We start from the raw sequence: 25150 nt of genomic DNA, 5'->3' as shown, positions 1-25150 counted from the left end.
TATCATGCGGGGTCGCGCGCCGCTCCGGTGCGCCTGACCGACCAAGGATCGTCATGACTGTTGCCCCCGCCACCCTGGTGGCGCTGATCATCGGCACGCTGATCGTCGCGCTGTTGCCGATCGTTGCGTTCCGCTTGCTGAAATCCCCGATGAAACTGGATCGTCGCGACGCCATCGTCGGCATCGCGGCCTTCATGCTGTTCGCCACCCTGATCGAGCGCGGCGTCTACGCGCTCGCGCCGATGCTGCCCGGCGCCGTGCAATGGCTCTCGCAGCCGGTGGTCTTCGTCGCCTTCGGCATCGCGGTGGCCGCGGTGATCGAGGAGGGCGGCCGCTACCTCGGCCTGCGTTTCGTCGAGCGCCGCTACGGCGCCTCCTCGGGCGACGCGCGCGGGCTCGGCTACGGGATCGGCTTCGGCGGCGCGCAGGCCTGGTTCGTCGGCGTGATCGTGCTGGGCCAGTGGGTCTGGCTGGTGTGGCTCGCGCAGCGCGGTCAGCTCAACCAGCAGCTCTCGACCATGCCGCCCGATCTCGCGCTGCGCATCCAGATGATGCTGATCACCATGTCGGCCTCGACCATCGTGGTGCGCGTGCTCGAATGCCTGGCCGCCTTCACCTTCCAGCTCGCCATGTCGGTGCTGGTATGGCGCGGGGTGCAGGCGCGCAAGCGCTGGATCCTGCCGCTGGCGATCGTGCTGCACCCGATCGGCGACCTGCCGCTGATGGCTTTCAATGCCGGCGCGATTCCCGTGTCGACGATGGTCACGGCCTACGGCCTGATGACCCTGATCCTGATTGCCGCGCTGGTCCGCTGGTTCCGGCCGGCCACGCGCACCGCCTGAGCCCGACCACCATGGACGACTACCACTACGACTGCGCCAGCGCCGAGTTCGACGCGCTCGCGCATGTGATCTGCGACCTGTTCCCGGAGCAGACGAGTTTTGCCGAGCGCGGCGACGAAGGCGGGCGCTTCCTGTACGTGCAATGGCTGGGGATGCGTTTCGGCTCGGCGCCCAAGCGCATGACGCTGGCGCTGCGCATCGAGTCGGCGGCCTTCGCGCGCTACCTGGCGATGCGGCCGATGCAGCGCGCGCGCAGCCACGCCGTGCTGCGCGCCTATGTCGAGGCCTTCATCGGCTCGCTGGAAGAGCGGCACGCGCAAGGCCAGGCGATCGAGCGCGATACCGAGCTGGTGCTGGGCGAGGAATTCGCCTGAGCGGGGGCTGTCGCCGCGGTCGAAGTGATTCCGGGGCGGCGGCGTAAATCGCCGGCGGCCTTGCGCCGCCGGTGCCTTCCAAGGATCGCCGCGCTTACTGCGTGACGCGATAGACCTGCGCGAAACGCTGCGCCTGCACCACGCCGTAGTCGCCGGGCGCGTACTGCATGACCCAGTCGCCGGCCGCGCCGCGCAGCACGTCGCCGTTTTCGGAACGCGCGATCGAGAACGCTGCCTCCATCCGTTTCGCCAGCACCACCGCCGGCCGGTTCCGGTACGGGCCGGCGTCGCCGTGCGCGAGCCCCTCGGCGGCCGGCAGGTACTTGTCGTCGAAACGCTGGCGGGACACCACCCAGCGATCGCCGGTCGAGCCCGTCACGATTGCGTCGCCGGCCGCGTAGCGGTTCGGCCCTTCCAGGCTCATCAGTTCGCCCGCCTCGGCGGCGAAGGCCACCTCCACGGTTTCGTCCTTGACGACGCGTTGCGCGGCGGGATCCGTGCGCAGGTCGATTTGCTTCAGTTCGATCATGGTTCGCGTGCCTGGCTGAGAAAAGCCCGAACTGTAGCTTGAAACCGGCCGGCCGTGGGGCTGGCGGCCTTGGCGCGCCGTCCGGCTCGCCAGGTCGCGCGGGTTGGCGGCGAGGCTTCTCCGGGCCGCATCGAGCTGCCTCAGGGCTGCTTCGAGGCCGCTTCGAGATCACGTCACGGCCACGTCAGGACTGCCCCAGGACCGCTTCAGGGCCGGCAACCCAGACGCCGGTATTCGGCTTCCGGCGAGGCGCGCCGGTCGTATTCGCCGAGCTCGTTGCGCAACTGGCCATCCGGGCCCATGCGGCGCACCACCACGTTGCGGCGATCCGGCTCGGCGATGGCCTGGCCGACCATGCCGGCGAGCTCCTGGCAGCGCGCCGAGGCGGGTGTCGCGGCCGTCGCGCCGCCCTGCAGGTTGCGGGCGAGCGGCGAGGCGAAGCGGGTGGCGGAGGCCGGCGCGGGCGCGTCGGCGCCTCGATGTGCGGCCGGTTGCGCCCAGGCGGGCGGCGCCGCGATCAGCAGCAAGGGGAGCAGGCGGGACAGGAACAGGCGAGCGCGCATGGCATGAGTGTCGGTATTTTGTAAGGAGTCTTCAGACCCGGCTCTCCCGAATCGGTTCACTCCCGCGACATCGGCTCTCGCCGCCAATGAAAAAAACGGCCCGCCGCTGTGAAGCGGCGGGCCGGTTCGATGCCCTGCGAGGGCGGGGCGCCAAGGCCCCGCCCAAGGCTTACTGCGCGGCCGGGGCGCTGGCCGCGTCGGCTGCCGGGGCGGCCGGCTTCTTGGCCGCGCCCTTGTGCGGCGCATGCTTGCCGCCTTGCGGGCCGCGATGGTTCCAGCGCTCGCGGAAAGTCTTGTCGGCAATCGCCTTCTGCTCCGGCGAGAGCGCCTCGTACAGCGGGCCGAAGGTGTCGACCAGCTTCTTGGCGCCATCGGCGTTCGCCTGGGCGATTTCCGCGTACTGCTTCACGTCGTCGAGGGCCGTCGCCGAGCTCTTGCCGTCGGCGCGCTCGCCATAGAGGCGGCCCATGGTTTCACCGTTCTCGCGCATCGTGTCGGCGAACGGTTGCCATTGGGCTTCCTGGGCCTGCGTGATCTTCAACTGCTGGTGCAGGTAGGTGATCCGTTCCTCGACGCGGGCCTCGTGACGCGCGGCATGCGCGGCGCCCGGCGTCGAGGCGGCTGCCGCCGCAGCGGAGGCGGGCGTCTGGGCGTGGGCGGCGAGCGAGCCGGTAAGCGCGAACAGCGCGGCGAGAGTCAGCGAGATCTTTTTCATTGGAACTCCTGTGTGGTCGTCAAACGGTATCCGGTGGTGCCTGCGGCCACCTGGTGTCAGGTCGGGCATAGCAAGTCGCGAGCCGGAGACGCGCGCTATTAGTAGCATGCGCAAGGGCAAATGTGCAGCGCGGCGACATCTGCTTACAACCGAAACGAAATCGAAATCGCCGGCGCGGCGGCCCCGCGCGCGGCCGGAATCGCGTGGAAAAGCCCGTTGCGGCGGGCTCCGCGTTTGGGCCGGCGCCGCTTCGGCGCTATCATCGCGACACCTTGTCACGGAATCCGTCATGCGCCCACCTCGACTCGACCAGCTCGACGAACTCGACCGCAACCTCGTCTCGCTGCTGCAGGCGAACGCGCGCGCGAGCGTCGCGGAACTGGCGCGTCAGCTCGGCGTGGCGCGCACCACGGTGATCGCGCGCATCGAGCGCCTGGAGCGCACCCAGGTGATCGCCGGCTACGGCGCGCGGCTCGGCCAGGACGTGCTCGACGCGAGCCTGGTGGCCTATGTCGGCATCATCCTGGCGCCCAAGTTCGGGCAGGACGTGCTCAAGCGGCTCGACCGCATGCCCGAGCTGCAACTGCTGTGCGCGGTGAGCGGCGAATACGACTACGTGGCCTGGCTGCGCGCCGATTCGCCGGGCCGGCTCAACGACCTGCTCGACGAGATCGGCGCGCTCGACGGCGTGGAGCGCACCACCACCTCGATCATCCTCGCGCGCAAGATCGATCGCGGCACCATCAGCGTCTGAACGCGGCACGGCGCGCGAATCCCGTGCGCCAAGGCAGTCTCCCGGCACAAGCACAAACAAGGAAATCGACCACAGGAGCGCAGCGGCCATGAAGACCAGTCAGGCATTTTCCCGTCCCGAACGCTGGTTGCGGCTCGCCTCCTGGGCGCTCGCGATCGTGTTCGCGCTGTTCCTCAACATGCTCGGCAGCCTGGTGATCCGCGACCTGATGTTCGCGCCGCGCGGCGGCCCGCCCGAGGCCGCACAGTTCGCCGACACGGCGCGCGACGCGGCCCTGCGCGACGAGCGGCGCGCGCTGGAGGGCGAGCGCGCCAGCCTGTCGACGCGGCAGGACGCCGCCAACGCGGGCGCCACGCGCGCCCGGCGCGACTACGACAATGCCCGCGAGGCGTTCCGCAACTGGGTGGCCACGCGCACCGCGACCGGCGACAGCAGCCGCAACCCCGAGCTGCTCGCGCGCACCCAGGAACTCGACAAGCTGCAGGCGGCGCTGGCGGGCTGGCAGAAGCAGCAGGACACGCTGGCCGACCAGGCGAGCGCGCTGGAACAGCGCTCCAGCGCGCTCGAGACGCGCGCCGAGCAGGCCGGCGGCGAGGCGGATCAGCGCTACCAGGCCGCGCTGCGCCGCTATTCGCTGGCCGTGTTCGGCTGGCGCCTGGCCTTCACGCTGCCGGTGCTGCTGCTCGCCGTGTGGCTGTTCCTGCGCTACCGCCGCGCGCGCTACTGGCCCTTCGTCCATGGCTTCGGGTTGTTCGCGCTGTCGGCCTTCTTCGTCGAGCTGGTGCCCTACCTGCCCGACTTCGGCGGTTATGTGCGGGTGGCGGTCGGCATCGCGCTGACGATCTTCGCCGGCATTTACATGCTGCGGGCCTTCCAGCGCTACGTCGAGCGCAAGCGCGAGGAGATGCAGCGCAGCCAGGACGAACGGGCCCAGTCGATCGGCTACGAGAAGGCGATCGCCTCGTTCCAGAAGAAGATGTGCCCGTCCTGCGACAAGCCCTGGAGCCTCGGCGGCGAGCAGTCGACCTTCTGCATCCACTGCGGCCTGAAGCTGTTCCAGTCCTGCGCCTGCGGCACGCGCAATTTCGCCTTCTTCCCGTTCTGCAGCGGCTGCGGGGCGGCGGTGCAGCGCGAGGAGCCGCCGGCGGCCTCGTGAGGCCCGGCGGCGCGACGAAGCTTGCGCGCGCAACGACCCGCGAGCCGCTTCGCGGGCGGGCGTCTCAATCGTGCAGCGCGTGCACGTGCCGCATCTTGCCGAACAACCAGTCGAACAGGGAATGACCGTGTTCCTGCTCGGCGGGCAGCGCCGCGGTCAGCTTGCCGAGCTTGTCCTGCCGGTAGGCCAGCAACTGGCACAGCTTCTCGGCCACTTCCGGATGCGCCTTCAGGAACGCGCTCATGTCGTCCTTGCCGAGCTGGAACAGGACCGCGGGCGTCAGCGTGGTGATCGACACCCGCATCGGCAGGCCGGCCAGCAAGCCCGCCTCCCCGAAGGCCTCGCCCGGGCCGACCCGGGCCAGCTCGCGTTCTCCCGAGGCTTCGCGGAACACCACCGACAACACCCCGGTATCGACGATCGCCAGGCTGTCCGGCACCGTGTCCGGCGCGAGGATTTCCTGGTTGGCCCGGTATTCGTGCCGCGAAAGACGCTTCGCGAGCTGCGCCACCTCGGCGGCGTCGAGGCTTTCGAACAAAGACACGCGCTTGAGCAGCGCCTGCCTGGCGTCGCCGGCCTCGGCCGCCGGCGCCGGCACGCCCAGCGCGCGCAAGGGCACGCCCAGCGCGCGCAAGGGCACCCCGGCGGCGGCCAGGTGCCGGTAGCACAGGTCGAACAGCTCGTTGGAGGCGGCGCGCTTGAGCGCCATGTCGTCGACGAAGCCCACCACCTCGTAATGGATCGAGTTGAGCGTCGCGCGCTGCACGCGCGCATGGGCGGCGGGCGAGCGCAGTATCGCGTGGCAGCCGGTCAGCGCCCGCTCCAGCGCGTCCAGTACGGTCCTGGGGCGCGCCTCGGGGGCGATCTCGAGCACCAGCGAGAGACCATGGACCTTGGCCGGGCGGCTGTTGTTCGAGATCTTCGCCTTGGCGGTCAGCGCGTTCGGCACGACCAGGGTATTGCCCTGGCCGGTGAGCAGGTGCGTGGCGCGCCAGTTCATCTCGACGACCATGCCCTCCACGTCGTCGATGACGACCCAGTCGCCCACCGAATAGGGCTCGGTGGTGCTGAGCACGATGCCCGCGAACACGTCGCTGAGCGTGCTCTGGATCGCCAGGCCGAGCACGATGGCCAGCGCGCCCGAGGTGGCGACCAGGCCGCGCACCGGCAGCTCGAGCACGAAGGCCAGCGCCGCCACCGTCGCGGCGAGAAACACGATGGCGCCGAACACGTCCGAGAACAGCCGCTGCTTGCGCCAACTGCGCGGCAGCAGGAGCAGGTCGAGCGAGAGCGTCAGCAGGCGCGCGCCCATCAGCCACCAGATGATCTCGAGGATCTGCGCGAGCCAGTGCAGCCCCGCGGCGTCGCGATACGGCGGCTCGCCGAACGGGCTCATGTCCGCGCTGAACAGCAGCCAGCTCAGGGCCGCGAACAGCGCGAGCCGGATGAACAGGCGGGTGCGTTCGTAGGGGGGAAGCCGGGCGCGCCACACGAGGATATCGGCCGCGACGATGCTCGAGGCCACAATCAGCGGATATTTCACGGGTCGCTCCGGAACCGGGCTTGTCGGAAGTACGGGGGCGCCGCCGAACCCGGTATCTCCCGGTGTCTCGGCCGAAAACACGGGCTGGGGCGCAGCCGCTAGCATGCCCGACTCGCCTGGACTCGTCGACTCGATCCGCGCGAAAATCGATCCGCGAAAACACCGGCGATCGCGCGGTGCCGCCGGGGCCTGTTGCCCTGGATCCCGCGACGCGTTACGGGGCCAATTCCGACATAAAGTCGAAACGCTTCGTCATATCGACGAAAATCGGTGTCGGATCGCATCACTTTCCGTCTATCAACTGTTTTTGCTCGTTCGTACACTCTCCTGCAGGCAGCCGAATCGCCTTCGAACACAACAAACACACGTCAGGAGAGTCACCATGAAGATCGCCATCGTCGGCGCCGGCCTGATCGGCCACACCATTGCCCACCTGCTGCGCGAAACGGGCGACTACCAGGTGGTCGCCTTCGACCGCGACGCCGAGGCGCTGGCCAAGCTCGCCGAGGCCGGCATCGAGACGCGCCGCGTCGATTCGGCCGACGCCAACGCGATTCGCGACGCGCTCAAGGGCTTCGACGCGCTGGTCAACGCGCTGCCGTACTACCTGGCCGTGAACGTGGCCGCGGCGGCCAAGGCGGCCGGCGTCCACTACTTCGACCTGACCGAGGACGTGCGCGCCACCCATGCGATCCGCAGCCTGGCCGAGGGCGCCGAGCATGCCTTCATGCCGCAATGCGGGCTCGCGCCGGGCTTCATCGGCATCGCCGCGCATTCGCTGGTGGAGGGCTTCAGCGAGATCCGCGACGTCAAGATGCGGGTCGGCGCGCTGCCCGAGTACCCGACCAACGCGCTGAAGTACAACCTGACCTGGAGCGTGGATGGCCTGATCAACGAATACTGCCAGCCCTGCGAGGCGATCCGCGACGGCCAGCGCCAATGGGTGCAGCCGCTCGAAGGCCTCGAGCACTTCTCGCTGGACGGCATCGAATACGAGGCCTTCAACACCTCGGGCGGCCTCGGCACGCTGTGCGAGACGCTGGCCGACAAGGTCGGCACGCTCGACTACAAGTCGGTGCGCTATCCGGGCCACCGAGACCTGATGCAGTTCCTGCTGGAAGACATGCGCCTGGCCAGCGACCGCGACGCGCTCAAGGCGATGATGCGGCGCGCGGTGCCCTCCACCAAGCAGGACGTGGTGCTGGTGTTCGTGACCGTGACGGGCGTGAAGAACGGCCAACTGGTGCAGGACGTGTTCACGCGCAAGATCTTCGCCAACGAGATCGGCGGCATGCCGATGAGCGCGATCCAGATCACCACGGCCGGCGCGATGTGCGCGGTGCTCGACCTGTTCCGCGAAGGCCGGCTGCCGCAACGCGGCTTCGTGCGCCAGGAGCAGGTGCCCCTCGAGGCCTTCCTGAAGAACCGCTTCGGCCGGCTCTACGAAGGCGCGATGACGGTGCCCTCGCACGCCATGGCATGAGCGGGCAGGGCAGCAGGCCCGGATAGGAAAAACGGCCGACGCGGGTGGAAACCACCCGCGTCGGCCGTTTGTATTTCAGGCGCCTTCGCGTGCCGCGCGCCGCGGCTCAGGCGGGCAGCGGCGGCACCATCGCGCTCGGCGCGGGCGGCACGATCGCGTGCAGCAGCGCCTCCACGTCGGCCGCGCCCGGCGCGGTGTTGTCGAACCTCAGCAGTCCTTCGCAGGCCTCGCCGCTCGGCACGAAACGGCGCGCGCGATACTCGTCCCAGTGCGCGAGCTTGTAGGCGTCGTTGGGATTGCCGCGCGCGACGATGCGCTCGCGCGCCATCTCCTCCGAGGTATGCACCCAGACCACGCGCAACCCCACGTCGTGGCCGATGCCCAGCCACTGCCGGTTGAACAGCCGCCCGTCGCGGATCTCGCGCGACAGCGGGCCGACCACCAGCACGCTGATGCCCAGCTCCAGGTTCTCGCGCGCGGTATCGAGCAGGCCCTGGTATTCCGGATCGCGCAGGTGCTGCAGGTAGAGCGGGCTGTCGCGATCGTTCGGGTCCTGCGTGAGCGCGCCCATCGCGGCGGCGCTGTAGCGGCCGTAGAGCGTGTCCTTGTCGAGCAGGCAGAAGGCCTCGCCGGTGCTGCGCATCAGCGGGCCGATCAACTGCTTGGCGAGGGTGGTCTTGCCGGTGCCGGCATGACCGCAGAAAAACACCAGGTACTTCACGGGCGTGAGCCTCCGGGGCGGGGTGAGAAGACGATGCCGGGCGCGCGGCCGGGGAGTCGTAGCAAGCCGGCGGAAGGCCGCCGGAAAGGCGATCGTCGGCCGCGCGCGACTGCACGATGATGAGCGCGAAGCCCGGGCCGCGCAAGGCCGGCGAGGCCGGGCGACCTGCTGCTTGGAGCGGGGCGGAACGGCTACACTAGCGGATCGACTCATCGACAGAAACGGACGTTTCCCCCCGACACAATGTTGATCAACTGCGTTGCCTACCAGAACGGCCAGAAGCTGGCCGACATCGACATCGACGACATCAGCGACTACGTGGCCCGCCCCGAATGCTTCGTCTGGGTCGCGCTGAAGGAACCCGAGCCTGCGGAGCTGGAGCGCATGGGCGAGGAGTTCGGCCTGCACGAGCTGGCGCTCGAGGATGCGCGCAACGGCCACCAGCGGCCGAAGATCGAGGAATACGGCGACTCGCTGTTCGCGGTGCTGCACACGGTCGAGCTCGATGCCGACGACGAGTTCGAGATCGGCGAGCTGAACGTGTTCGTCGGGCCCAACTACATCCTGTCGATCCGCAACCACACCTCGCACGGCTTCCAGGACGTGCGCGTGCGCTGCGAGCGCGAGCCGCACCTGCTCAAGGAAGGCGCGGCCTTCGTGTTCTACGCGCTGATGGACCAGATCGTCGATCGCTACTTCCCGACCGTGGAGGCGCTGGGCGCCGAGCTGGAGGAACTCGAGGACCGCATCTTCGAGAAATCGACGCCGGCCACCGCGCGCGCGATCATCCAGGATCTCTATTCGCTCAAGCGCCGGCTGATGATCGTCTACCAGCACACGGCGCCGCTGCTCGAACCGCTCTCGAAGCTGGTCGGCGGGCGCACGCCGCAGGTCTGCAGCGGCATGGAGCATTACTTCCGCGACGTCTACGACCACCTGCTGCGCATCACCAAGACCCTGGAGGCGCGCCGCGAAATGGTGGTGACCGCCGTGCAGGTCGACCTCGGCATGATCTCGCTGGCCGAGAGCGAGGTGACCAAGCGGCTCGGCTCCTTCGCCGCCTTGTTCGCGATCCCGACCATGATCGCCGGGATCTACGGCATGAACTTCAACAACATCCCCGAGCTGCACTGGCGCTTCGGCTTCTATGTCTGCCTGGGCGTGATGGCGATCGGCGATCTCGCGCTCTGGTGGCGCTTCAAGCGCGCCGGCTGGCTCTGAGCGCGGCGGCGCGCGGCGCGTGTCAGGTCTTCGCGTAGTGGCCGGCGGCGACGTTCCACTGGCGCACCTGCCAATGGCGCACCAGTTTGTTCTTCACATAGGGATCGGCATTCGCGAAGGCCTCGGCCGCGGCCGGCGAGGCGCCGGTGAACACCAGCACCGCGCAGTCGGCCGGATCGGCCAGCGCGCCGGCCAGCAGCAACTCGCCGCGCTCGGTGGCGGCCTGGGCCAGCGCCAGGTGTTCGTCGCGATACGGGCCGCGCCGCTCGAGGTAGTTGTCGACCAGGTCGTAGGTCAGCAGGTAGTACATCGTGTCTCCTCCGTTCGGGCTCGGGCGCCGGCTCGGACGCGGCGCGAAAGGTCCAGTATAGGCGCGCCCCCGGGCCGCGCGAACAAATGCTTACGATTCGATACGGTCGCGCCGCGCGCTTCGCGGCACACTGCGCGCGCGCCTGCCCGGGCGCGTCGCGAGGGGCGACGCGCGGGCGGGGCGAGAAGGAAATCCGGATGACGTTTCGAACCTTGTTGCTTGCCGGCGCGCTCGCGCCGGTGCTGGCCGCCTGCGGGTGGTTCCACGACGGCCCCGCGCCGGCCGAGATCGATGCCGCCGTGCGGCAGGCGCTGGACGACGAGAACCACGGCGCGCTCAACAGCTTCCTCGGCCAGCCCTTGCTGGTGGCGGCCGATGTCGCCTCGATCCGCGAGGAGGGCCCGTGCCGCAAGACGGCCGAGCATGCCTATACCTGCGACGTGGTGATCGCCTGGCATTCCGGCAAGTCGGAGGATGCGTCTTCCTCGCGCGCCTCGCTGGTGTTCTCGCGCGACGGGCAGGACCAGTGGCGCACCGAGGGCGTGGACGCGGCGCTGGTGACCGGCGCCGCGCATTCGATGGTCGACGATATCCGCCGCGCGTTGCCGGGTAGCGCGGCGTCGACGGCGCGGCAGCCGTGAGACGTCGCCTCCGTCGCGCGTGAGGACGGATGAACGACAAGGGCGGCGCGGACCTGATGGCCCGTGCCGCCCTTTCTTCATGCCGCGCCGCGTTCGGCACCCCGGCAATCGCTCGCCGGTGTGCCGCGAGCCGGCTTACCAGGGGTGGTCGTCGTGATGGTCGTCGCCGCGGTGGTCGCGATCGTCGTAGTGGCGATCTCCCGGCGGGTGGGCGCGGTTCCAGTCGTCACGCGCCCAGTAGCGGCGGCCGTCCCAGTAGCGGTCGCCGTGCCAGCCGATATTGACGTCGACCGCCACGCCCGGCTGCGCATAGGCGGGCTGCGCGGCGTAGCCGCCGCCATATCCACCGCCATAACCACCGCCGTAGCCCGGATTGGCCGGGTAGGCCACGCAGCCCGTGAGCAGCGAGCCGGCCAGCAGGGCCGGTGCCAGCAAGGCGATCGTCTTGATGTTCTTCATGTCTTTCCCCCAAGCGGTTGGTGTGATGAGGGCAAGCATAGGGGGAGCGATCGTCACATGCGGTAAAGGATTGCAACCGTTGATGACGAACCCGAAACACCGCGCCGGCCGCCTCAGCCGGCGGGTTTCGTCCCCGTCACGGCGGGCAGGGCCGCGGCGCCCGCCTCGGGCGCGTTCTGGATCATCAGCATCTGCGGGCTGGCCAGCGTGATCGAGGCCGCGCGCAGTTGTTTCAGGATCTCGAACAGCAGGTCGCTCTTGGTGGACGCGGTGATGCGCGGGCTGCTCACGTAGCCCGTCACGCTCAGGGTGATGCCGTCCGGCGTGAGCTGGCTGAAGGTGACCGAGGGCGCGGGCTTCTCCAGGATCGCCGGATGCGCCTGGTAGGCGTTCAGCAGCAGGTCGCGCACCTGTTCCGGGTCGGTGTTGAGCGGGAAGGTCAGCATCAGGGTGGCCACGCCCTGGGTGCTGTTGCCCATCGTGACGTTGCGCAGGTTCTGCGAGATCAGCTGCGAGTTCGGCACGATCACGGTCGAGCGGTCGCTCAGCTGGATCTCGGTGGCGCGCACGTTGATGCGGCGGATGTCGCCCTCCACGCCGCTGATGCTGACCATGTCGCCCACCTTCACCGGCCGCTCGGTCAGCAGGATCAGGCCCGACACGAAGTTCTTGACGATCTCCTGCAGGCCGAAGCCGATCCCCACCGACAGCGCGCTGACGATCCAGGCCAGGCTGCTCCACTGCACGCCGAGCAGGGACAGCGTCATCAGCACCAGCAGCACGTAGCCGAGGTTGCTGAACAGCGTGACCAGCGAGGCGCGCATGCCGGGGTCCATGCCCAGGGTCGGCAGGAATTCGTTGTCGAGCCAGCGGCGCACCGAGCGCAGCAGCCAGAAGCCCACCGCCAGCGCCAGCACCGCGTTGACGATGCGGTCCGGCACGATGTTGAGGCTGCGCAGCTTGGTGCCGCCGAGCATGGTCAGCAGGCTGTCGAACAGGTCGCTCGGGGTGGTGCCGAAACCGCCGGTCAGCAGCGACAGCGCGGCCAGCAGCACCAGCACCGCGACGCCGACGCCCGACAGCAGGGTCGAGGCCTGCTCCAGATGGCTGTCGTCCAGCCCGAACAGGTGCTTGATGGTGTTGCCGCTGCGGTACTGCGTCGAGAACAGGCTGGCGAAGGCGTCGCGCGTGATCTGGGTGAGCATGTAGAAGCTGCACAGCACGATCTCGAACCAGACCAGCTCGTAGGTGATGAAGCGCGCCACCGTGATGTAGCCGATCAGCAGCGCGGCCAGCGAGGCGATCACCGCCAGCGACACGCCGGCGTGGATCAGCCCGGCCAGGGTCGAGCGCGCCTCGGGCTGCTCGCCGGCCGCGGCCAGCTCGGCGCGCGCGCGGTTGGCGCGCAGCAGGGTGGCGCCGATCGTCAGCGCCACCACCAGGGCCACGAGGCCGCGTCCGAAGATGGTTACCTGCAGGCTGGTGTCGGCGATCCGGTTCAGTTGCTCGAGCGTGCCCGAGACCAGCAGCAGCGCGGCCAGGATGGTCGGGAAGCGGCGCATCGCGAGCGCCACCGGATCGGCGATCGCTGGCAGCCGCCAGCTCGGGTGGCGGGTGCAGAGCAGGGCGCGGCCGAGGCCCGCGATCAGCGCGCAGGTCATCGCCAGTTCGCTGAACTTGGCGGCGAAATCGTCGAGCGCGGGCGTGAGCGCCTCGCCGCGCGTCACCGCGAGATAGAGCAACTGCACCGCGATGCCGGTCGAGATCACGGTGGCCAGCGCGGTGCTCAGCGCCAGCGCGCTGCGGCGCAGCCGCGTGGCCGGCAGGCGGTTCAGGCAGAACCAGGCGAAGCCGCGTTCAAGCAGGCGCCGCCCGCCGCTCCAGATCGCGATCGCCAGGCCGAGCAGCAGCACCGTGCCCAGGCGCCGGCCGTCCTCCCAGGCGAACGAGAACTGCGCGGCGATCTGGCCGAAGAACTTGTGCAGCCGGTCGATATCCTCCTGCTGCGGCGAGTGGAACGGCGCCCAGAAGCTCGGGCCGAGCAGGCTGCCCGAGCGCAGCGCGAGCTGGTTGCGCAACAATCCGCGGCGCAGTTTCGCGTACTGCTGGTCCAGGTTGGCGAGGTCGTCCTTCTGGGCCACGGCCTGTTTCAGCGCCGCGTCGAACTGGTCGCGGCGCGCGTCGAGATCGCTGCGCTGGCGAGCTACCGCCGGCGTCTCGGGCGGCGCGCCGGCCGCCGGCGGCGGCCCGAGCACGTCGAGCTGGGCCTGGATCTGCGCGCGCTGTGGCTTGAGCGCGTCGATCAGCTTGTCGACGTCGCCGCTGAGCGCCTCGGTGGCGGTATCGGCGGTGTCGATCTGGGTGTTGCTGGTGGCCGTCGAGGTCTGCTGCTTGATGCGGTCCTGCTCGGCCTGCAACTGCTTGAGCGAGGCGATCGCGTCGGCGTAGGAGATCGCCGGCGCGGCGGAGGCGGCGCTGGCGGCCGAGGCCACCAGCGGCTGCGCCTGCGCGGCCGGCATGCCGGTGCCGAGCAGGACCGCCGAGAGCAGCAAGAGCGGCAGCATGAGGTGCCGCACGCGCGCGGCCGGCAGCGGCGCGAGCGGGCGGCTTGCGGCCGGGCGCGGGGCCGAGGGTGCGGCCGGCGGCGAGGTCCGCGGCAGCAGCGAGGGCAGCGAGGGCAGCGACGCGCGCGCGCGCGCCAGTCGGGCGGAGAAGGGCATGGAAAACCTTTGTTATCGGCTGGATCGACGGCGTCGGCCACGGCGGCCAGCGGCGTGGCTGGCGTCCAGGCCCTCAGCATGCCATCGAGCGCGGGAACGAGATGTTACCGGCTGCCTGTGCGCCGTGCGCGGCGGACGACGCGGCGCCGGCATGTCGCCCCGGGCCGGCGCCCGGCGGCGAGCCGCGCGGCGCGGGGCTGCCCGGGCTGGCGGGGCGCTTCCGGCGTCACAGATCGTTACGCGCGTTACACCCCCGCGCGGGGTGCCGCCGGTGCCGGCCGCGCGCCCCGGATCGCCCGCCGGGCCTGGTTTTGCGGCCGCCCGACGGGGCCCGGCGGCGAATCGGCCACTGTGGCGTGATCCGCAAACACCCGCTGTTCAGGCGGCGCGATTGTGCGTGACAATCCGCGCACCGGACCCGTGTATCGCGCCCGGCCATGTGCCGGGCCTGCCAAGAACAAAGCATTCGATTGCGAGGCGCCATCATGAGCTTTCCGCAACGCCCGGTCGCGTTCATGCTTGCCGCGACCAACCACGGCACGATGATCGTGAACCGCCACGATCACAACACCACCGAGACCGGCGACGACTACGGCGTCGGCCACCAGTTGCTGCAGAACGGCTGCTTCGACACCAGCGAGGTCGGCTTCACGCTGGCCATGCTGACGCGCCGCCACGAGCTGCACGGCGACGGCGTGGTGGCGATCGACGGCGGCGCGAACATCGGCGTGCATACCATCGAATGGGCGCGCCACATGCACGGCTGGGGCCGGGTGCTGAGCTTCGAGGCGCAGGAGGTGGTGTTCTACGCGCTGGCCGGCAACCTGGTGCTGAACAACTGCCTGAACGCGCGCGCCAAGCTGGCCGCGCTCGGCGAGCGTTGCGGCGAGCTCTCGGTGCCGCAGCCCGACTACCTCTCGCATGCCAGCTTCGGCAGCCTCGAGCTGCGTCCGCGCGAGAACGGCGAGTTCATCGGGCAGCCGATCTCCTACGACACCGCGGTGGGCAGCACGGTGCCGATGATCAGCATCGATTCGCTGGCGCTGCCGCGCGTCGACCTGGTCAAGCTCGACATCGAGGGCATGGAGATGGAGGCGCTGACCGGCGCGCGCGACACGCTGCGGCGTTGCCGCCCGATGCTGACGGTCGAGGTGCTGAAGACCGACGCGGCGCTGGTGGAGGGTTTCCTGGCCGAATTCGGCTATCGCTGCGTGCCGGCCGGGCTGAACCTGATCGCCGTGCATCGCGAGGATCCGGTATCTGCCCATCTGCAGGTGGGCGATGGCGTGCTCTATCTGCGCTGAGCGGGCGGGGCGGTTCCGGAACGCGCGGCTTTCGACTACCCCAATGGCGAACAGGGTTGAAATGCCGATGTCGATTATTCGAAATATTCCAGTAAGCTTGGTGCCGCAAACGCTTGCGCTTCGGATTCCTGCGAATCCCTGGATGGTTCGGAACCCGAAACGCCGCCGTTGCTATCGCCGGCCATTTCGCCGGTTCCGTGAAAACCCGCTAGGGGCTTGCCTTTACGTAGTTGCCGCGAGGTTTTTCGCGGCGCTTTTCCAGTATCATGCGCAATCTCCTGACGACAGACGTGCGATGGGGTTCGCGCGTGCCGAAGCGGTTTTCGGAGCATCGTCAGAAGCCTGGCGGCTGCGGCGAACCATTTTGTAATGTCGCTCCGGTAGACTGCCGGGCCCTGATACCGGCCTGGCCGGCCATCACGGCAAGCGAAGTCCGCGTTCGGGGCGCGGCCGCAACACGATGGTAACGACGGTAGCGTCAAACTCGCGACAGGTTCCAGCCTGATCCTCAGATTTCATGTCTTCTAGTGATTTACCGCGGCGCGCGGCGCAGGCTTTCGCGCGCGTTCGCCAGACCTTGCGGCTCGACCGCCTCATGTCGCCGCTGCTCGCGCTCGGCATCGGCATCGCCTTGCTGTTCGTGTTCCAGCACCTGTCGGAGACCGTCGACTACAAGTCGGTGATCCGCAACCTGCGCCACCTCACGCTCGGCGAATGGGCCGGCGCGCTCGGCGCCACCGCGCTCAGCTACGTGGCCCTGGTCGCGCGCGACGCGATCGGGCTGCGCTACGTCGGCGCCTCGGTGCCGCGCATCCCGCTGTGGATCGGCACCATCGCCGGCACCGCGCTGGGCAACGCCACCGGCTTCGGCGCGCTGACCGGCGGCGCGGTGCGGGTGCGCGTGTACGGCGCCTCGGGCGTGAGCGCCGCCCAGATCGGCCGCATGACCGTCTTCATGGGCGCCACCCTGGCGCTGGGCATCGTCGGCATGACGGCGCTCGGCATGCTGGGCGGCTCGACGGCGCTGGCCGCGATGCTGCCGGTCGGGCCCGGCTGGCTGCGCGCCGGCGGCGCGCTGGTGCTGGTGCTGCTGGCCGCGCTGGTGGCGCTTTGCGGCAAGGCCCCGCGCGAGATCCGCTCGCGCTGGCGCTGGCTCTCCTTCGACATCCCGGCGCGTCGCGACCTGCTCGGCCAGCTGCTGTTCGCGGTGATCGACGTGGTGGCCGCCGGCCTCGCGCTGTGGTCGCTGCTGCCGCACGGCCATATCGGCTTCGTCACCTTCATCACCGTCTACTCGGGCGCGCTGCTGCTCGGCATGATCGGCCATACGCCGGGCGGGATCGGCGTGTTCGAGGCGGCGATGGCCTTCACGCTCGGCAGCGCGGTGCCGCCCACCTCGATGCTGGCCGCCCTGATCGCCTATCGCGCGATCTATTTCGGCGTGCCGCTGGTGCTGTCGGCCGGGCTGCTGACCGTGTTCGAGGGGCGCGCGATCGGCCATCGCTTCGTGTCGGCCCAGGCCGCCCAGGTCTCGCAGCTCGCGCCGCTGTTCCTCGGCCTGGTCACCTTCGCGGTGGGCGGCATGCTGGTGATCTCGGGCGCCACGCCGGCCTTCTGGCAGCGCATCGCGGTGCTGCGCAACGTGGTGCCGCTGTGGGTGATGGAAGGCTCGCAGGTGCTTTGCAGCGTGCTCGGCGTGTCGCTGCTGTTCGTCGCGCGCGGCCTGCTGCGCCGCCTCGACGCGGCCTGGTGGATGGCGCTGGGCCTCACGCTGGCGAGCCTCGCGCTGTCCTTCTCCAAGGGCCTGGCCTTCGTCGAGGCCGGCGTGCTGGTCGCGCTGCTGGTGCTGCTGCTGGTGTCGCGGCGCCGCTTCAACCGTCATTCCTCGCTGTTCGCCGAGCCCTTCACGATCGGCTGGTTCATGTCGGTCGCGCTGGTGCTGATGCTGGCCGTCTGGGTGCTGCTGTTCGCGTTCCGCGACGTGCCCTACACGCGCGAGATCTGGTCGACCTTCTCGTTCGACGAGCGCGCCTCGCGGGCGCTGCGCGCCACCCTCGCGGCCGGCGTGTTCGCCGCGATGGCCTCGCTCTGGCAGTTGCTGCGCCCGGCCGCCGGCCGCTTCGTGATGCCCGAGCCGCAGGACCTGGCCGACGCGGCGCGCATCATCCGCTCCCAGGACCGCAGCGACGTGGGCCTGGCGCTGATGGGCGACAAGAGCTTCCTGTTCTCGCCCTCGCGCGAGGCCTTCCTGATGTACGCCAAGCACGGCCGCACCTGGGCCGCGCTCTACGACCCGGTTGGCCCGCGCGACGAATGGGCCGGGCTGATCAACGACTTCATCCTGCGCGCGCACGCGCACGGCGGGCGCGCGGCCTTCTACCAGGTGCGCGCCGAGGCGCTGCCGCTCTATCTCGACGCCGGCCTCACCCTGGTCAAGCTCGGCGAGGAGGCGCACATCGCGCTCGATCGTTTCGACCTGAAGGGCTCGAACCGCTCGCACCTGCGCTACGCCCTGCGGCGCGCCGATCGCGACGCGATGTCGGTCGAGGTGATCCCGCCACAGGCGGTGCCCGGGATGCTGCCGCTGTTGCGCGAAATCTCCGACGACTGGCTCGACAGCCGCGACGCGCGCGAGAAGAGCTTCTCGATCGCCGCCTTCCACGACGGCTACCTGGCCACCCAGTCGGTGATGCTGGTGCGCCAGAACGACGAACCGGTGGCCTTCGTCACCTTCATGACCACCGATCTCAATACCGACGCGACGGTGGGCGTGATGCGCCACGTGCCCGAGGCCTCGCCCTACGCGATGGAGTACCTGTTCACGCAGCTCGCCCTGCACCTGAAGGAGGCCGGCTTCCGGCGCCTGAGCCTCGGCATGGCGCCGTTCTCGGGCATGGGCTCGGCGCCGATGTCCTCGCTCTGGCACCGCCTGGGCCGCATCGTCTGGCGCTTCGGCGGGCGTTTCTACAATTTCCGCGGCTTGCGCGCCTTCAAGAGCAAGTTCGAGCCGCAATGGGAGCCGCGTTATCTGGCGGCTTCCGGTTCGGTCGGCGTGTTCGTCACGCTGGCCGATCTGTCCTTGCTGGCAGGAGGTCGGCGTTCATGAAGTGGAATGGTTGGGGCCGGGCGGCGGTGGCCGCCGGCATGATGCTGGTGCAGGTCGCGGGCGCCGGTGCGGCGGAATCGGGCAAGGCGGGCGGCAAGCTCGCCGGCAAGGCCACGGCGGCGAGCGCCGCCTCGCAGCCGGCCACCCTGGTCGGCAGGATGGGCAGGATGCCCGGCGGGCGCTACGGCGAGGTGAGCGTGGTGCGGCCCGAGGGCGACGTGCATGGTTTCGTGGTGCTGTATTCGGCGGCGGGCGGCTGGAGCGCGGCCGACCAGGCCACCGCCGAGGCGCTGGCCAAGGCCGGCGCGCTGACGGTCGGCGTCGATACCGCGCGTTATGCCGCGAATCTCGCCAGGGACAAGGAAAGCTGCCATCAACTGGTGGGCGACGCCGAGGCGGTCAGCCACCAGCTCGAACGGCAGTTGAAGACCTCGCGCTACTTCGCGCCGATCGTGGCCGGCATCGGCCAGGGCGGCGCGCTGGCGCGCCAGGTGCTGGCGCAGGCGCCGGAGAACACCATCTCGGGCGCGGTGACGGTGGCGCCTGCCGCCACGCTCGACGCGCGCTTCAGGATGTGCCCGCCGGACCCGACCGTGAGCCGCCGCAAGACGCCGGGCTTCGTCGACAGCGCCGCGACGGGCGACGCCGCGCGCCTGGTGTCGCTGCTCGCGCCGCATTTGCGCGACGGCAGCGCCGACGAGCTCGACGTGTCCGACCTGCCGCTGGTCGAGTTGCCCGCCAGGCAGGGCGGCATGGCCGCCGGCGAGGGCCTGCTGGCGATTGTGATCTCGGGCGACGGCGGCTGGCGCGATCTCGACAAGACCATCGCCGAGGCGCTGCAGAAGGACGGCGTGTCGGTGGTCGGCTGGGACAGTCTGCGTTACTTCTGGAGCGAGAAGACGCCGGCCCAGACCAGCCACGACCTGGCGCGCGTGATGCAGACCTACCTGGCGCGCTGGCACGCCTCGCATGTCGCGCTGATCGGCTATTCGTTCGGCGCCGACGTGATGCCGTTCGCCTACAACCGCCTGGCGCAGCCGCTCAAGGACAAGGTTTCGGTGATCTCGCTGCTCGGTTTCGCGCCCTCGGCCGACTTCCAGATCCGCGTGACGGGCTGGCTCGGCATGCCGGCCAGCGACCAGGCCCTGCAGGTGCGGCCGGAGTTCAACAAGCTGCCGCTCAAGCAGGTGCAGTGCTTCTATGGCGCGACCGAGCAGGACACGCTGTGCCCGGCGCTGGCCGGCAGCGGCGCCCAGGTCATCAAGACCGGCGGCGATCACCACTTCGGCGGCGACTACCTGGCGCTGGAGCGGCAGATCCTCGACGCGCTGCGCAGGAACGCGGCGGGGCGCTGAGCGCGAAAACGCATGTCGATGGTCGCGCTCGGCGGCCGTCGACGCGCCGCCCCGGCGCCTGAACCGCGAGGCTCGCGGGCATCCCGCTTGCCGTCGCGCGGCGGCTCTCCTTCCGATCCGGGTTCCCGCGGCGCTTCGGTGCCGCGCCCATCCTGTCTTTTCCCCGATTGTTGAAGCCCGTTCACCATCTTGTGCGGTGACGGCGCCTTCAGGCGCGCCTCCCCCTTTGCTAGATTTCCCGGCTGACGTCCCATCCAGGCCGCCGGTGCCCGTTCCACCGGGGAATCGAACATGTCCCAATCCATTCAGATCGAGAACAGGGTCTTGGTCGTCACCGGCGCCAGCAGCGGCCCGGGCGAGGCGGCCGCGCGCCGGCTCGTCGCCGACAGCGCGCGCGTGGTGCTCGGCGCTCGGCGCTCGGCGTATCGAACGGCTCGAGGCGCTGGCGGTGGCCACCGATGTGATGCGCGGCGAGGATGTGCAACGCCTGGTCGATACAGGGCGATCGTAGGTCGCGCCCGAATGGCGTGAGCCGAATGGGCGACAGGTGGGCAGGGGGCGAACGAAGCGCGGGTTCTTGTCGTGATTGCGTGACGGGGAGCTCGGGCCGCAGGCGCGCTCGACACCTGCGGCTCAATCGGCCGCGGCCAGCGGCGGCAACTCCGCCGCGTATTTCCCCGGCGTGACGCCCAGCACGCGACGGAACATCTCGATGAAGGCGCTGACATTGTCGTAGCCGAGCTCGAGCGCGATGGTGGTGACCGGCGTGCCCACCGCGAGCCGCTCCAGCGCGCGCAGCACGCGCGCCTGCTGGCGCCACTGCGCGAAGCTCATGCCGGTTTCCTCCAGGAAGCGCCGGCTCAGCGTGCGCGGCGCGATGCCGGCCCAGTGCGCCCAGTCCTCGGCTCGGCGCGTGTCCGACAGGTCGGCCGCGAGCGCGTCGGCGATCCTCGCCAGGCGCGCGTCGAGCGGTCGGGGCAGGCCCAGCGCCTGCGCCGGCGAGGCCGCGATCTCGGCCAGGATCAATTCCGCGATGCGGATCTCGTTGTGGTCGAGCGAGCCGCCCGACCAGGTCGCCGCGCGTCGCACCGCCTCGCGCAGCAGCGGGTTGGTGCGGATCGCGCGCGGCGCGGTCGGCAGCGCCGCGCAGGCCGCCTCCTGGACGAACACGCTCCAGCCCGAGAACGGCCCGTAGGAGCGCAGCGAATGCATGTGATGGGGCGGCACCCAGATCGCGTGCGTGGCCGGCACGACCCACTGCTGCGCTTCCAGCCCGACCGACAGCAGCCCGCTCAGCGCACCCACCAACTGGCCGCGCGCATGCCGATGCGCCTCGGTCTCCCGCGCCACGGATTGCGTCAACTCCGCAGCCGCAACTAACGGTCCGCCCGATTCGAGTACGAGAGGTGGGGGGAGCAGGGGATCACGCATGGCCGAAATTCCGTATCGATTGGCTTCCATGCCGGAGCTCGGCCGATTGTATCTCGATAAACTGCCTTTCATCGATGACCAGATCCGCAGCGATCAGACAGGAGAAACCCGATGCGAGCCGAACAATTGTTGCCCGACGAGCAAAACGAAACCAAGCTGGCTGGCGTGATGGTGCGCAAGGGCACCGTTGGCGCGTTCCTGGCCAACGCGCGCGTGCTGGGCACGCCGGATGCGAGCGGGGCGGAACGTGCCGAGGCGCGCGCCGACATCCTCGCCGCGTTGCCGGCGCTGCGCGCGCTGGGCCTGTTCGAGGTGCTCGAGATTCGTGATCCGGCGCTGCGCGCCTGGGTCGAGGCCAACTGAAGCGCATTCAAGCAAACTGGGCCGGTGCCGCATCCGGCGCGGTCCGGAACGAACGGAGGAATTTCCCATGAAAGCAGCAATCGTGAAAACGGCCGGCAAGGCGCCCGAGTATGGCGACTTCGAGGCACCGCGCGCGAGCGCCGGCTGCCGCGAGATCCGCGTCGCCGCCTCGGCGCTGAGCCACGTCACGCGCTCGCGCGCGGCCGGCGTGCATTACACCTCGGATACCGCGGGGCGGGGCCTGCCCTTCGTTGCCGGGGTCGACGGCACGGGCGTCGACCCCGACGGGCGACGCGTCTATTTCTTCGGTCCGGTCGCGCCGCACGGCGCGATGGCCGAGCGCACCCTGGTGAGCGACGCGCATTGCCTGCCGCTGCCCGACGCGCTCGACGACGTGACGGCCGCCGCACTGGCGATCCCCGCGATGTCCTCCTGGGCCGCGCTGAAGGAGCGCGCGCGGCTCGAATTCGGCGAGACGGTGCTGGTCAATGGCGCGACGGGCTCGTCGGGCCGGCTGGCGGTGCAGATCGCCAAGTACCTCGGCGCGGGCAAGGTGATCGCCACCGGCCGCGACGCCACCGCGCTCGGCGAGCTGTCGGCGCTGGGCGCCGACGTGCTGGTGCCGCTGGGCCAGGACGAGACGCTCGGCGAGGCGTTGCGCGAGCAGTTCGCGGGTGGCGTCGACATCGTGCTCGACTATCTCTGGGGGCCGAGCGCGCATGCGTTGCTGGGCGCGGCGGCGCGCGCGCTGCCGGACCTGGCCGCGCTGCGCTACGTGCAGATCGGCGCGATCGGCGGCGGCGAGATCTCCTTGCCGGCGGCGGTGCTGCGCTCCACCGCGATCACGTTGATGGGCAGCGGCATGGGCAGCGTGCCGATGCCGATGTTGCTGGAGGCGCTGCGCATGGTGCTCGATATCGCGCCGCGAGCGGGGCTGAGGATCGACACGCGGGCGGTGCCGCTCGCGCAGCTCGGCGAGGTTTGGGCGAAGGCGGATAGCCGCACGCGCACGGTGTTCACGATCGGGGCGTGAGGGGGCGTGCATGGCTTCGTGATCGGCGCGATTCGCGATGGGCGAGTTTTGAGGTTGGATCGTGACGTTGAGATAAGAAAAGTTATCTGAGCGGGAACATATTGGATCCGATGGCTGGCGCTTGATGGATCACGAGCGATTGCATTCTCGCCCCGGCCCGCTACGATAGTCACGGGCGGCACTCCCGCCGCCCGAGCCCGACGCAGGAGGCGGCGATACCAGCATGATGGACTACGACGTGGCTTGGGATGCCGGCGAAATCGGCTGCGGGGAACTGCTGCTGAAGCTGCGCGTGCGCCTGCGCGACATGCCGGGCCAGGTGATCCGCCTGACCGCGCGCGATCGCGGGGCGATCGAGGATATTCCGTCATACTGCCGAATCACCGGGCACCGGCTGCTGCAGGCCGACCCGGAGCAGGGCGTGTTCTTCATCCGGGCGAAGTCGGCCGGCGCCAGCGCCTGAGCGCCGCCGGTCCCGCCCGGTTTCTCCATCGACGTGCATCAGCAGGAGCCTATCGTGTCTGGAAAATTCGTGGTCAGTCTGACTCGTGCCAAGGACGATACCGACCGCGCGACGGTCGCCTTCGTGGTCGCCAACGCGGCGATCGCCAGCGAGAAGGAAGCGGTCGTGTTCCTCAACATCGAGGGCACGCGGCTCTCGCAAGCCGGTTATGCCGACGAGATCCACGAGCCCGGCTTCGCGCCGCTCAAGGAGCTGATGACGAGCTTCGTCGAGGCGGGCGGCAAGATCTACGTCTGCTCGCCCTGCTTCAAGAAGCGCGCGCTCGACGAGGACCAGTTGATCCCCGGCGCTAGGATCGTCGGCGGCGCGATGCTGGTGGAATTCATGGGCGAGGCCTGCCCGAGCCTCAGCTACTGAGGTTTCCCGTGCGACCCCGGGCGCGCCGGCGATTCCCGCCGGCGCGGCCCATCGATCCGGATTGCACGCGATGGAAGCCAGCGAGCGTCACACCCACGCGCCGGCCGTCAGCTTCGACGGCGGCGACCTCGATTGCGGCAACGGCCTGTTGCTGCTGATCCGCAAGCATATCGACCCGCTCGAACGCGGCCAGTTGCTGGAGATCCGCTCGACCGAAACCTCGGTCGAGGGCGACCTGCCGGCCTGGTGCCGCATGACGGGCAACCAGCTGGTGTCATGGACGCGGCAGGGCAGGCTGCGCAGTTTCCTGGTCAGCAAGGGCGCGTTCGCGGCCGGGGCGGGGCAGGTGGCGCGGGCCACTTCGCCCACTTCGCCGGCTCGCGACGCGCAACGCGAACCGCCGCCGCGCGCGCCGATCGAGATCGTGCCGGTCAGCATCCCAGCCTCGCTGCCGGCGCCATCCCCGGCGCCGTCGATTGCGCCGCTGTCGGTGATGGGCATCGGCAGTTGGCCTCGGCCGCGCTGGATGCTGCAGGCGCTGCACGAGCATCTCGAGGGCCGGCTCGACGAGGCGGCCTTCGAGGCCAGCGCCGACGATGCCGTGCAGCTCGCGCTGGCCGCGCAACTGCGTGCCGGCGTCGATGTCGTCACGGACGGCGAGCAGCGGCGCGACAGCTACGCGAGCTTCGTCGGCGGCCGGCTCGACAACTGCCAGTTGATACCGCTGACCGACCTGCTGCCCTACGTCGATGATCCGCTCGCCTTCGAGCAGGAGCTGCGCGCGCTCGACGTGCCGGCCGGCGAAGTGCGCCATCCGGCCGTGTTCGGTCCGCTCGGGCGCAGCCGGCCGCTGGCTGTGCACGAGCTGACGAGCCTGCGCGAGCTGAGCGATCGCCCCGCCAAGATCGCCTTGCCCGGTCCCTATCTGTTGACGCGCACCATGTGGCTCGAATGCGTGTCGGACCGCGCCTACGCCAGCCGCGAGGCGCTCGCGGCCGACGTGGTGCGGGTGCTGCGCGAGGAGCTGGCGGCGCTGCTCGCCAACGGCGCGGCGCTGGTGCAGTTCGACGAGCCGGTGTTGTCGGAGGTCGTGTATGCCGGCGTCACCGGCCAGCGCAGCTTCATGTGCGGCGCCTTGTCGGAGAAGGGCGATCCGCGCGCCGAGCTGGCCTTCGCGCGCGAGCTGCTCAACGCGGTGGTGCGGGGCTTTCCGGCGGACCGGCTGGCGATGCACATGTGCCGCGGCAACTGGAGCACCGACGAGAGCAAGGCGATGACGGGCGATTACGCGCCGCTGGTGGAGACGCTGGCCGCGCTCGAGGTCGGCACGCTGTTCCTCGAACTCTGCACGCCGCGCGCGGGCGAGATGGCGGTGCTGAGGCGCCTGCCCGATCATCAGCGCATCGGGGTGGGCCTCTGCAACCAGAAGCACGCGCATGTCGAATCGCTCGATGAGGTGCTGGGCAAGGCCGAAACGGCGATCGCGCTGTTCGGTGCCCAGCGCGTGCTGTTCAATCCCGATTGCGGCTTCGCGACCTTCGCCGATGCGCCGGTGAACAGCGGCCGGATCGCCGAGGCCAAGCTGCGCGTGCTGGTGGAGGCCTCGCGACGGCTGCGCGAGCGGCACGGCGTCTAGCCGAAGGCGAG

The 25150-nt window shown here is 69.8% G+C and carries 24 protein-coding genes; 15 read left to right on the top strand and 9 right to left on the bottom strand.

Annotation, left to right across the window (positions count from 1 at the left end; genetic code table 11):
- Nucleotides 1–53 precede the first annotated feature (53 nt).
- Together FB600_RS11590 and FB600_RS11585 are read left to right on the top strand one after the other, a co-directional pair.
- The gene (locus tag FB600_RS11590) at nucleotides 54–842 is read left to right on the top strand and encodes a YhfC family glutamic-type intramembrane protease (RefSeq protein WP_098153972.1); all 789 of its coding nucleotides are present in this window, start codon (nucleotides 54–56) and stop codon (nucleotides 840–842) included.
- An 11-nt stretch (nucleotides 843–853) separates the two neighbouring features.
- The gene (locus tag FB600_RS11585; RefSeq protein ID WP_096748789.1) at nucleotides 854–1216 is read left to right on the top strand and encodes a DUF3022 domain-containing protein; all 363 of its coding nucleotides are present in this window, start codon (nucleotides 854–856) and stop codon (nucleotides 1214–1216) included.
- A 94-nt stretch (nucleotides 1217–1310) separates the two neighbouring features.
- Here the strand turns inward: FB600_RS11585 and FB600_RS11580 are convergent, their stop codons facing one another.
- From FB600_RS11580 to FB600_RS11570, 3 genes are all read right to left on the bottom strand, one after another.
- A complete protein-coding gene (locus FB600_RS11580; RefSeq protein ID WP_025100463.1) occupies nucleotides 1311–1745 on the bottom strand; it encodes a PGDYG domain-containing protein in 435 nt (144 codons plus the stop codon).
- Between the two features lie 206 nt (nucleotides 1746–1951).
- Nucleotides 1952–2308 carry a hypothetical protein gene (locus tag FB600_RS11575; RefSeq protein WP_096748790.1) on the bottom strand — a complete coding sequence of 119 codons (357 nt, stop codon included), beginning with the start codon at nucleotides 2306–2308 and terminating at the stop codon, nucleotides 1952–1954.
- A 169-nt stretch (nucleotides 2309–2477) separates the two neighbouring features.
- Nucleotides 2478–3023 (bottom strand): Spy/CpxP family protein refolding chaperone, encoded by a 546-nt coding sequence (locus FB600_RS11570; RefSeq protein WP_036051370.1) that lies wholly within the window; start codon nucleotides 3021–3023, stop codon nucleotides 2478–2480.
- Nucleotides 3024–3312: 289 nt separating this feature from the next.
- On the opposite strand from FB600_RS11570, the gene FB600_RS11565 reads away from it, so the two are divergent.
- Nucleotides 3313–3777: an Lrp/AsnC family transcriptional regulator gene (locus tag FB600_RS11565; protein ID WP_013698172.1), complete on the top strand. Its 465-nt coding sequence runs from the start codon at nucleotides 3313–3315 to the stop codon at nucleotides 3775–3777.
- Between the two features lie 88 nt (nucleotides 3778–3865).
- Nucleotides 3866–4933, top strand: a complete 1068-nt coding sequence (locus FB600_RS11560) for a zinc ribbon domain-containing protein (protein ID WP_096748791.1) — start codon at nucleotides 3866–3868, stop codon at nucleotides 4931–4933.
- A gap of 64 nt (nucleotides 4934–4997) precedes the next feature.
- Here FB600_RS11560 and FB600_RS11555 read toward each other — a convergent pair whose 3' ends face one another.
- Complete coding sequence (locus FB600_RS11555) at nucleotides 4998–6476, bottom strand: mechanosensitive ion channel domain-containing protein (protein WP_145756794.1); 1479 nt, start codon at nucleotides 6474–6476, stop codon at nucleotides 4998–5000.
- 382 nt (nucleotides 6477–6858) lie between these two features.
- Between FB600_RS11555 and FB600_RS11550 the strand changes: the two genes are divergently transcribed.
- Nucleotides 6859–7959 carry a saccharopine dehydrogenase family protein gene (locus tag FB600_RS11550; protein WP_013698170.1) on the top strand — a complete coding sequence of 367 codons (1101 nt, stop codon included), beginning with the start codon at nucleotides 6859–6861 and terminating at the stop codon, nucleotides 7957–7959.
- 106 nt (nucleotides 7960–8065) lie between these two features.
- Here the strand turns inward: FB600_RS11550 and FB600_RS11545 are convergent, their stop codons facing one another.
- Nucleotides 8066–8680 (bottom strand): AAA family ATPase, encoded by a 615-nt coding sequence (locus FB600_RS11545; RefSeq protein WP_145756795.1) that lies wholly within the window; start codon nucleotides 8678–8680, stop codon nucleotides 8066–8068.
- A 243-nt stretch (nucleotides 8681–8923) separates the two neighbouring features.
- Between FB600_RS11545 and corA the strand changes: the two genes are divergently transcribed.
- Nucleotides 8924–9901 carry a magnesium/cobalt transporter CorA gene (gene corA, locus FB600_RS11540; RefSeq protein WP_017921436.1) on the top strand — a complete coding sequence of 326 codons (978 nt, stop codon included), beginning with the start codon at nucleotides 8924–8926 and terminating at the stop codon, nucleotides 9899–9901.
- A 22-nt stretch (nucleotides 9902–9923) separates the two neighbouring features.
- On the opposite strand, the gene FB600_RS11535 is transcribed toward corA, so the two are convergent.
- Complete coding sequence (locus FB600_RS11535; protein ID WP_017921437.1) at nucleotides 9924–10211, bottom strand: YciI-like protein; 288 nt, start codon at nucleotides 10209–10211, stop codon at nucleotides 9924–9926.
- Nucleotides 10212–10408: 197 nt separating this feature from the next.
- On the opposite strand from FB600_RS11535, the gene FB600_RS11530 reads away from it, so the two are divergent.
- Entirely contained in the window at nucleotides 10409–10852 is a 444-nt protein-coding gene (locus tag FB600_RS11530) for a hypothetical protein (protein ID WP_145756796.1), read from the top strand.
- A 135-nt stretch (nucleotides 10853–10987) separates the two neighbouring features.
- On the opposite strand, the gene FB600_RS11525 is transcribed toward FB600_RS11530, so the two are convergent.
- Together FB600_RS11525 and FB600_RS11520 are read right to left on the bottom strand one after the other, a co-directional pair.
- Complete coding sequence (locus FB600_RS11525; protein WP_145756797.1) at nucleotides 10988–11311, bottom strand: hypothetical protein; 324 nt, start codon at nucleotides 11309–11311, stop codon at nucleotides 10988–10990.
- Between the two features lie 113 nt (nucleotides 11312–11424).
- A complete protein-coding gene (locus FB600_RS11520; RefSeq protein ID WP_369072898.1) occupies nucleotides 11425–13875 on the bottom strand; it encodes a DUF3772 domain-containing protein in 2451 nt (816 codons plus the stop codon).
- A gap of 641 nt (nucleotides 13876–14516) precedes the next feature.
- Here FB600_RS11520 and FB600_RS11510 point away from each other — a divergent pair.
- From FB600_RS11510 to FB600_RS11500, 3 genes are all read left to right on the top strand, one after another.
- Nucleotides 14517–15335, top strand: a complete 819-nt coding sequence (locus tag FB600_RS11510) for an FkbM family methyltransferase (RefSeq protein ID WP_096748796.1) — start codon at nucleotides 14517–14519, stop codon at nucleotides 15333–15335.
- 517 nt (nucleotides 15336–15852) lie between these two features.
- Nucleotides 15853–18441 (top strand): bifunctional lysylphosphatidylglycerol flippase/synthetase MprF, encoded by a 2589-nt coding sequence (mprF, locus tag FB600_RS11505; RefSeq protein ID WP_145756798.1) that lies wholly within the window; start codon nucleotides 15853–15855, stop codon nucleotides 18439–18441.
- A 38-nt stretch (nucleotides 18442–18479) separates the two neighbouring features.
- A complete protein-coding gene (locus FB600_RS11500) occupies nucleotides 18480–19796 on the top strand; it encodes an AcvB/VirJ family lysyl-phosphatidylglycerol hydrolase (RefSeq protein ID WP_392387826.1) in 1317 nt (438 codons plus the stop codon).
- Nucleotides 19797–20429: 633 nt separating this feature from the next.
- Here the strand turns inward: FB600_RS11500 and FB600_RS11490 are convergent.
- Nucleotides 20430–21227: an AraC family transcriptional regulator gene (locus tag FB600_RS11490; protein WP_098153979.1), complete on the bottom strand. Its 798-nt coding sequence runs from the start codon at nucleotides 21225–21227 to the stop codon at nucleotides 20430–20432.
- Nucleotides 21228–21338: 111 nt separating this feature from the next.
- On the opposite strand from FB600_RS11490, the gene FB600_RS11485 reads away from it, so the two are divergent.
- The 5 genes from FB600_RS11485 (at nucleotide 21339) to FB600_RS11465 (ending at nucleotide 25139) form a co-directional block, all read left to right on the top strand.
- Complete coding sequence (locus FB600_RS11485) at nucleotides 21339–21590, top strand: hypothetical protein (protein WP_145756799.1); 252 nt, start codon at nucleotides 21339–21341, stop codon at nucleotides 21588–21590.
- A gap of 67 nt (nucleotides 21591–21657) precedes the next feature.
- On the top strand, nucleotides 21658–22623 hold the full coding sequence (locus FB600_RS11480) for a zinc-binding alcohol dehydrogenase family protein (protein WP_145756800.1): 966 nt from the start codon (nucleotides 21658–21660) through the stop codon (nucleotides 22621–22623).
- Between the two features lie 223 nt (nucleotides 22624–22846).
- Entirely contained in the window at nucleotides 22847–23086 is a 240-nt protein-coding gene (locus FB600_RS11475) for a sulfurtransferase TusA family protein (protein WP_096748801.1), read from the top strand.
- Nucleotides 23087–23140: 54 nt separating this feature from the next.
- The gene (locus FB600_RS11470) at nucleotides 23141–23503 is read left to right on the top strand and encodes a DsrE family protein (RefSeq protein WP_096750581.1); all 363 of its coding nucleotides are present in this window, start codon (nucleotides 23141–23143) and stop codon (nucleotides 23501–23503) included.
- A 70-nt stretch (nucleotides 23504–23573) separates the two neighbouring features.
- Complete coding sequence (locus FB600_RS11465; RefSeq protein ID WP_145756801.1) at nucleotides 23574–25139, top strand: 5-methyltetrahydropteroyltriglutamate--homocysteine methyltransferase; 1566 nt, start codon at nucleotides 23574–23576, stop codon at nucleotides 25137–25139.
- Nucleotides 25140–25150 lie beyond the last annotated feature (11 nt).

Origin of the sequence: Burkholderia sp. SJZ089 (assembly GCF_007828315.1) — a bacterium.
Classification (GTDB): Bacteria; Pseudomonadota; Gammaproteobacteria; order Burkholderiales; family Burkholderiaceae; genus Burkholderia; species Burkholderia gladioli.
The sequence above is the reverse complement of the archived record's forward strand: the minus strand, read 5'-3'. Positions and strand labels throughout refer to the sequence as shown.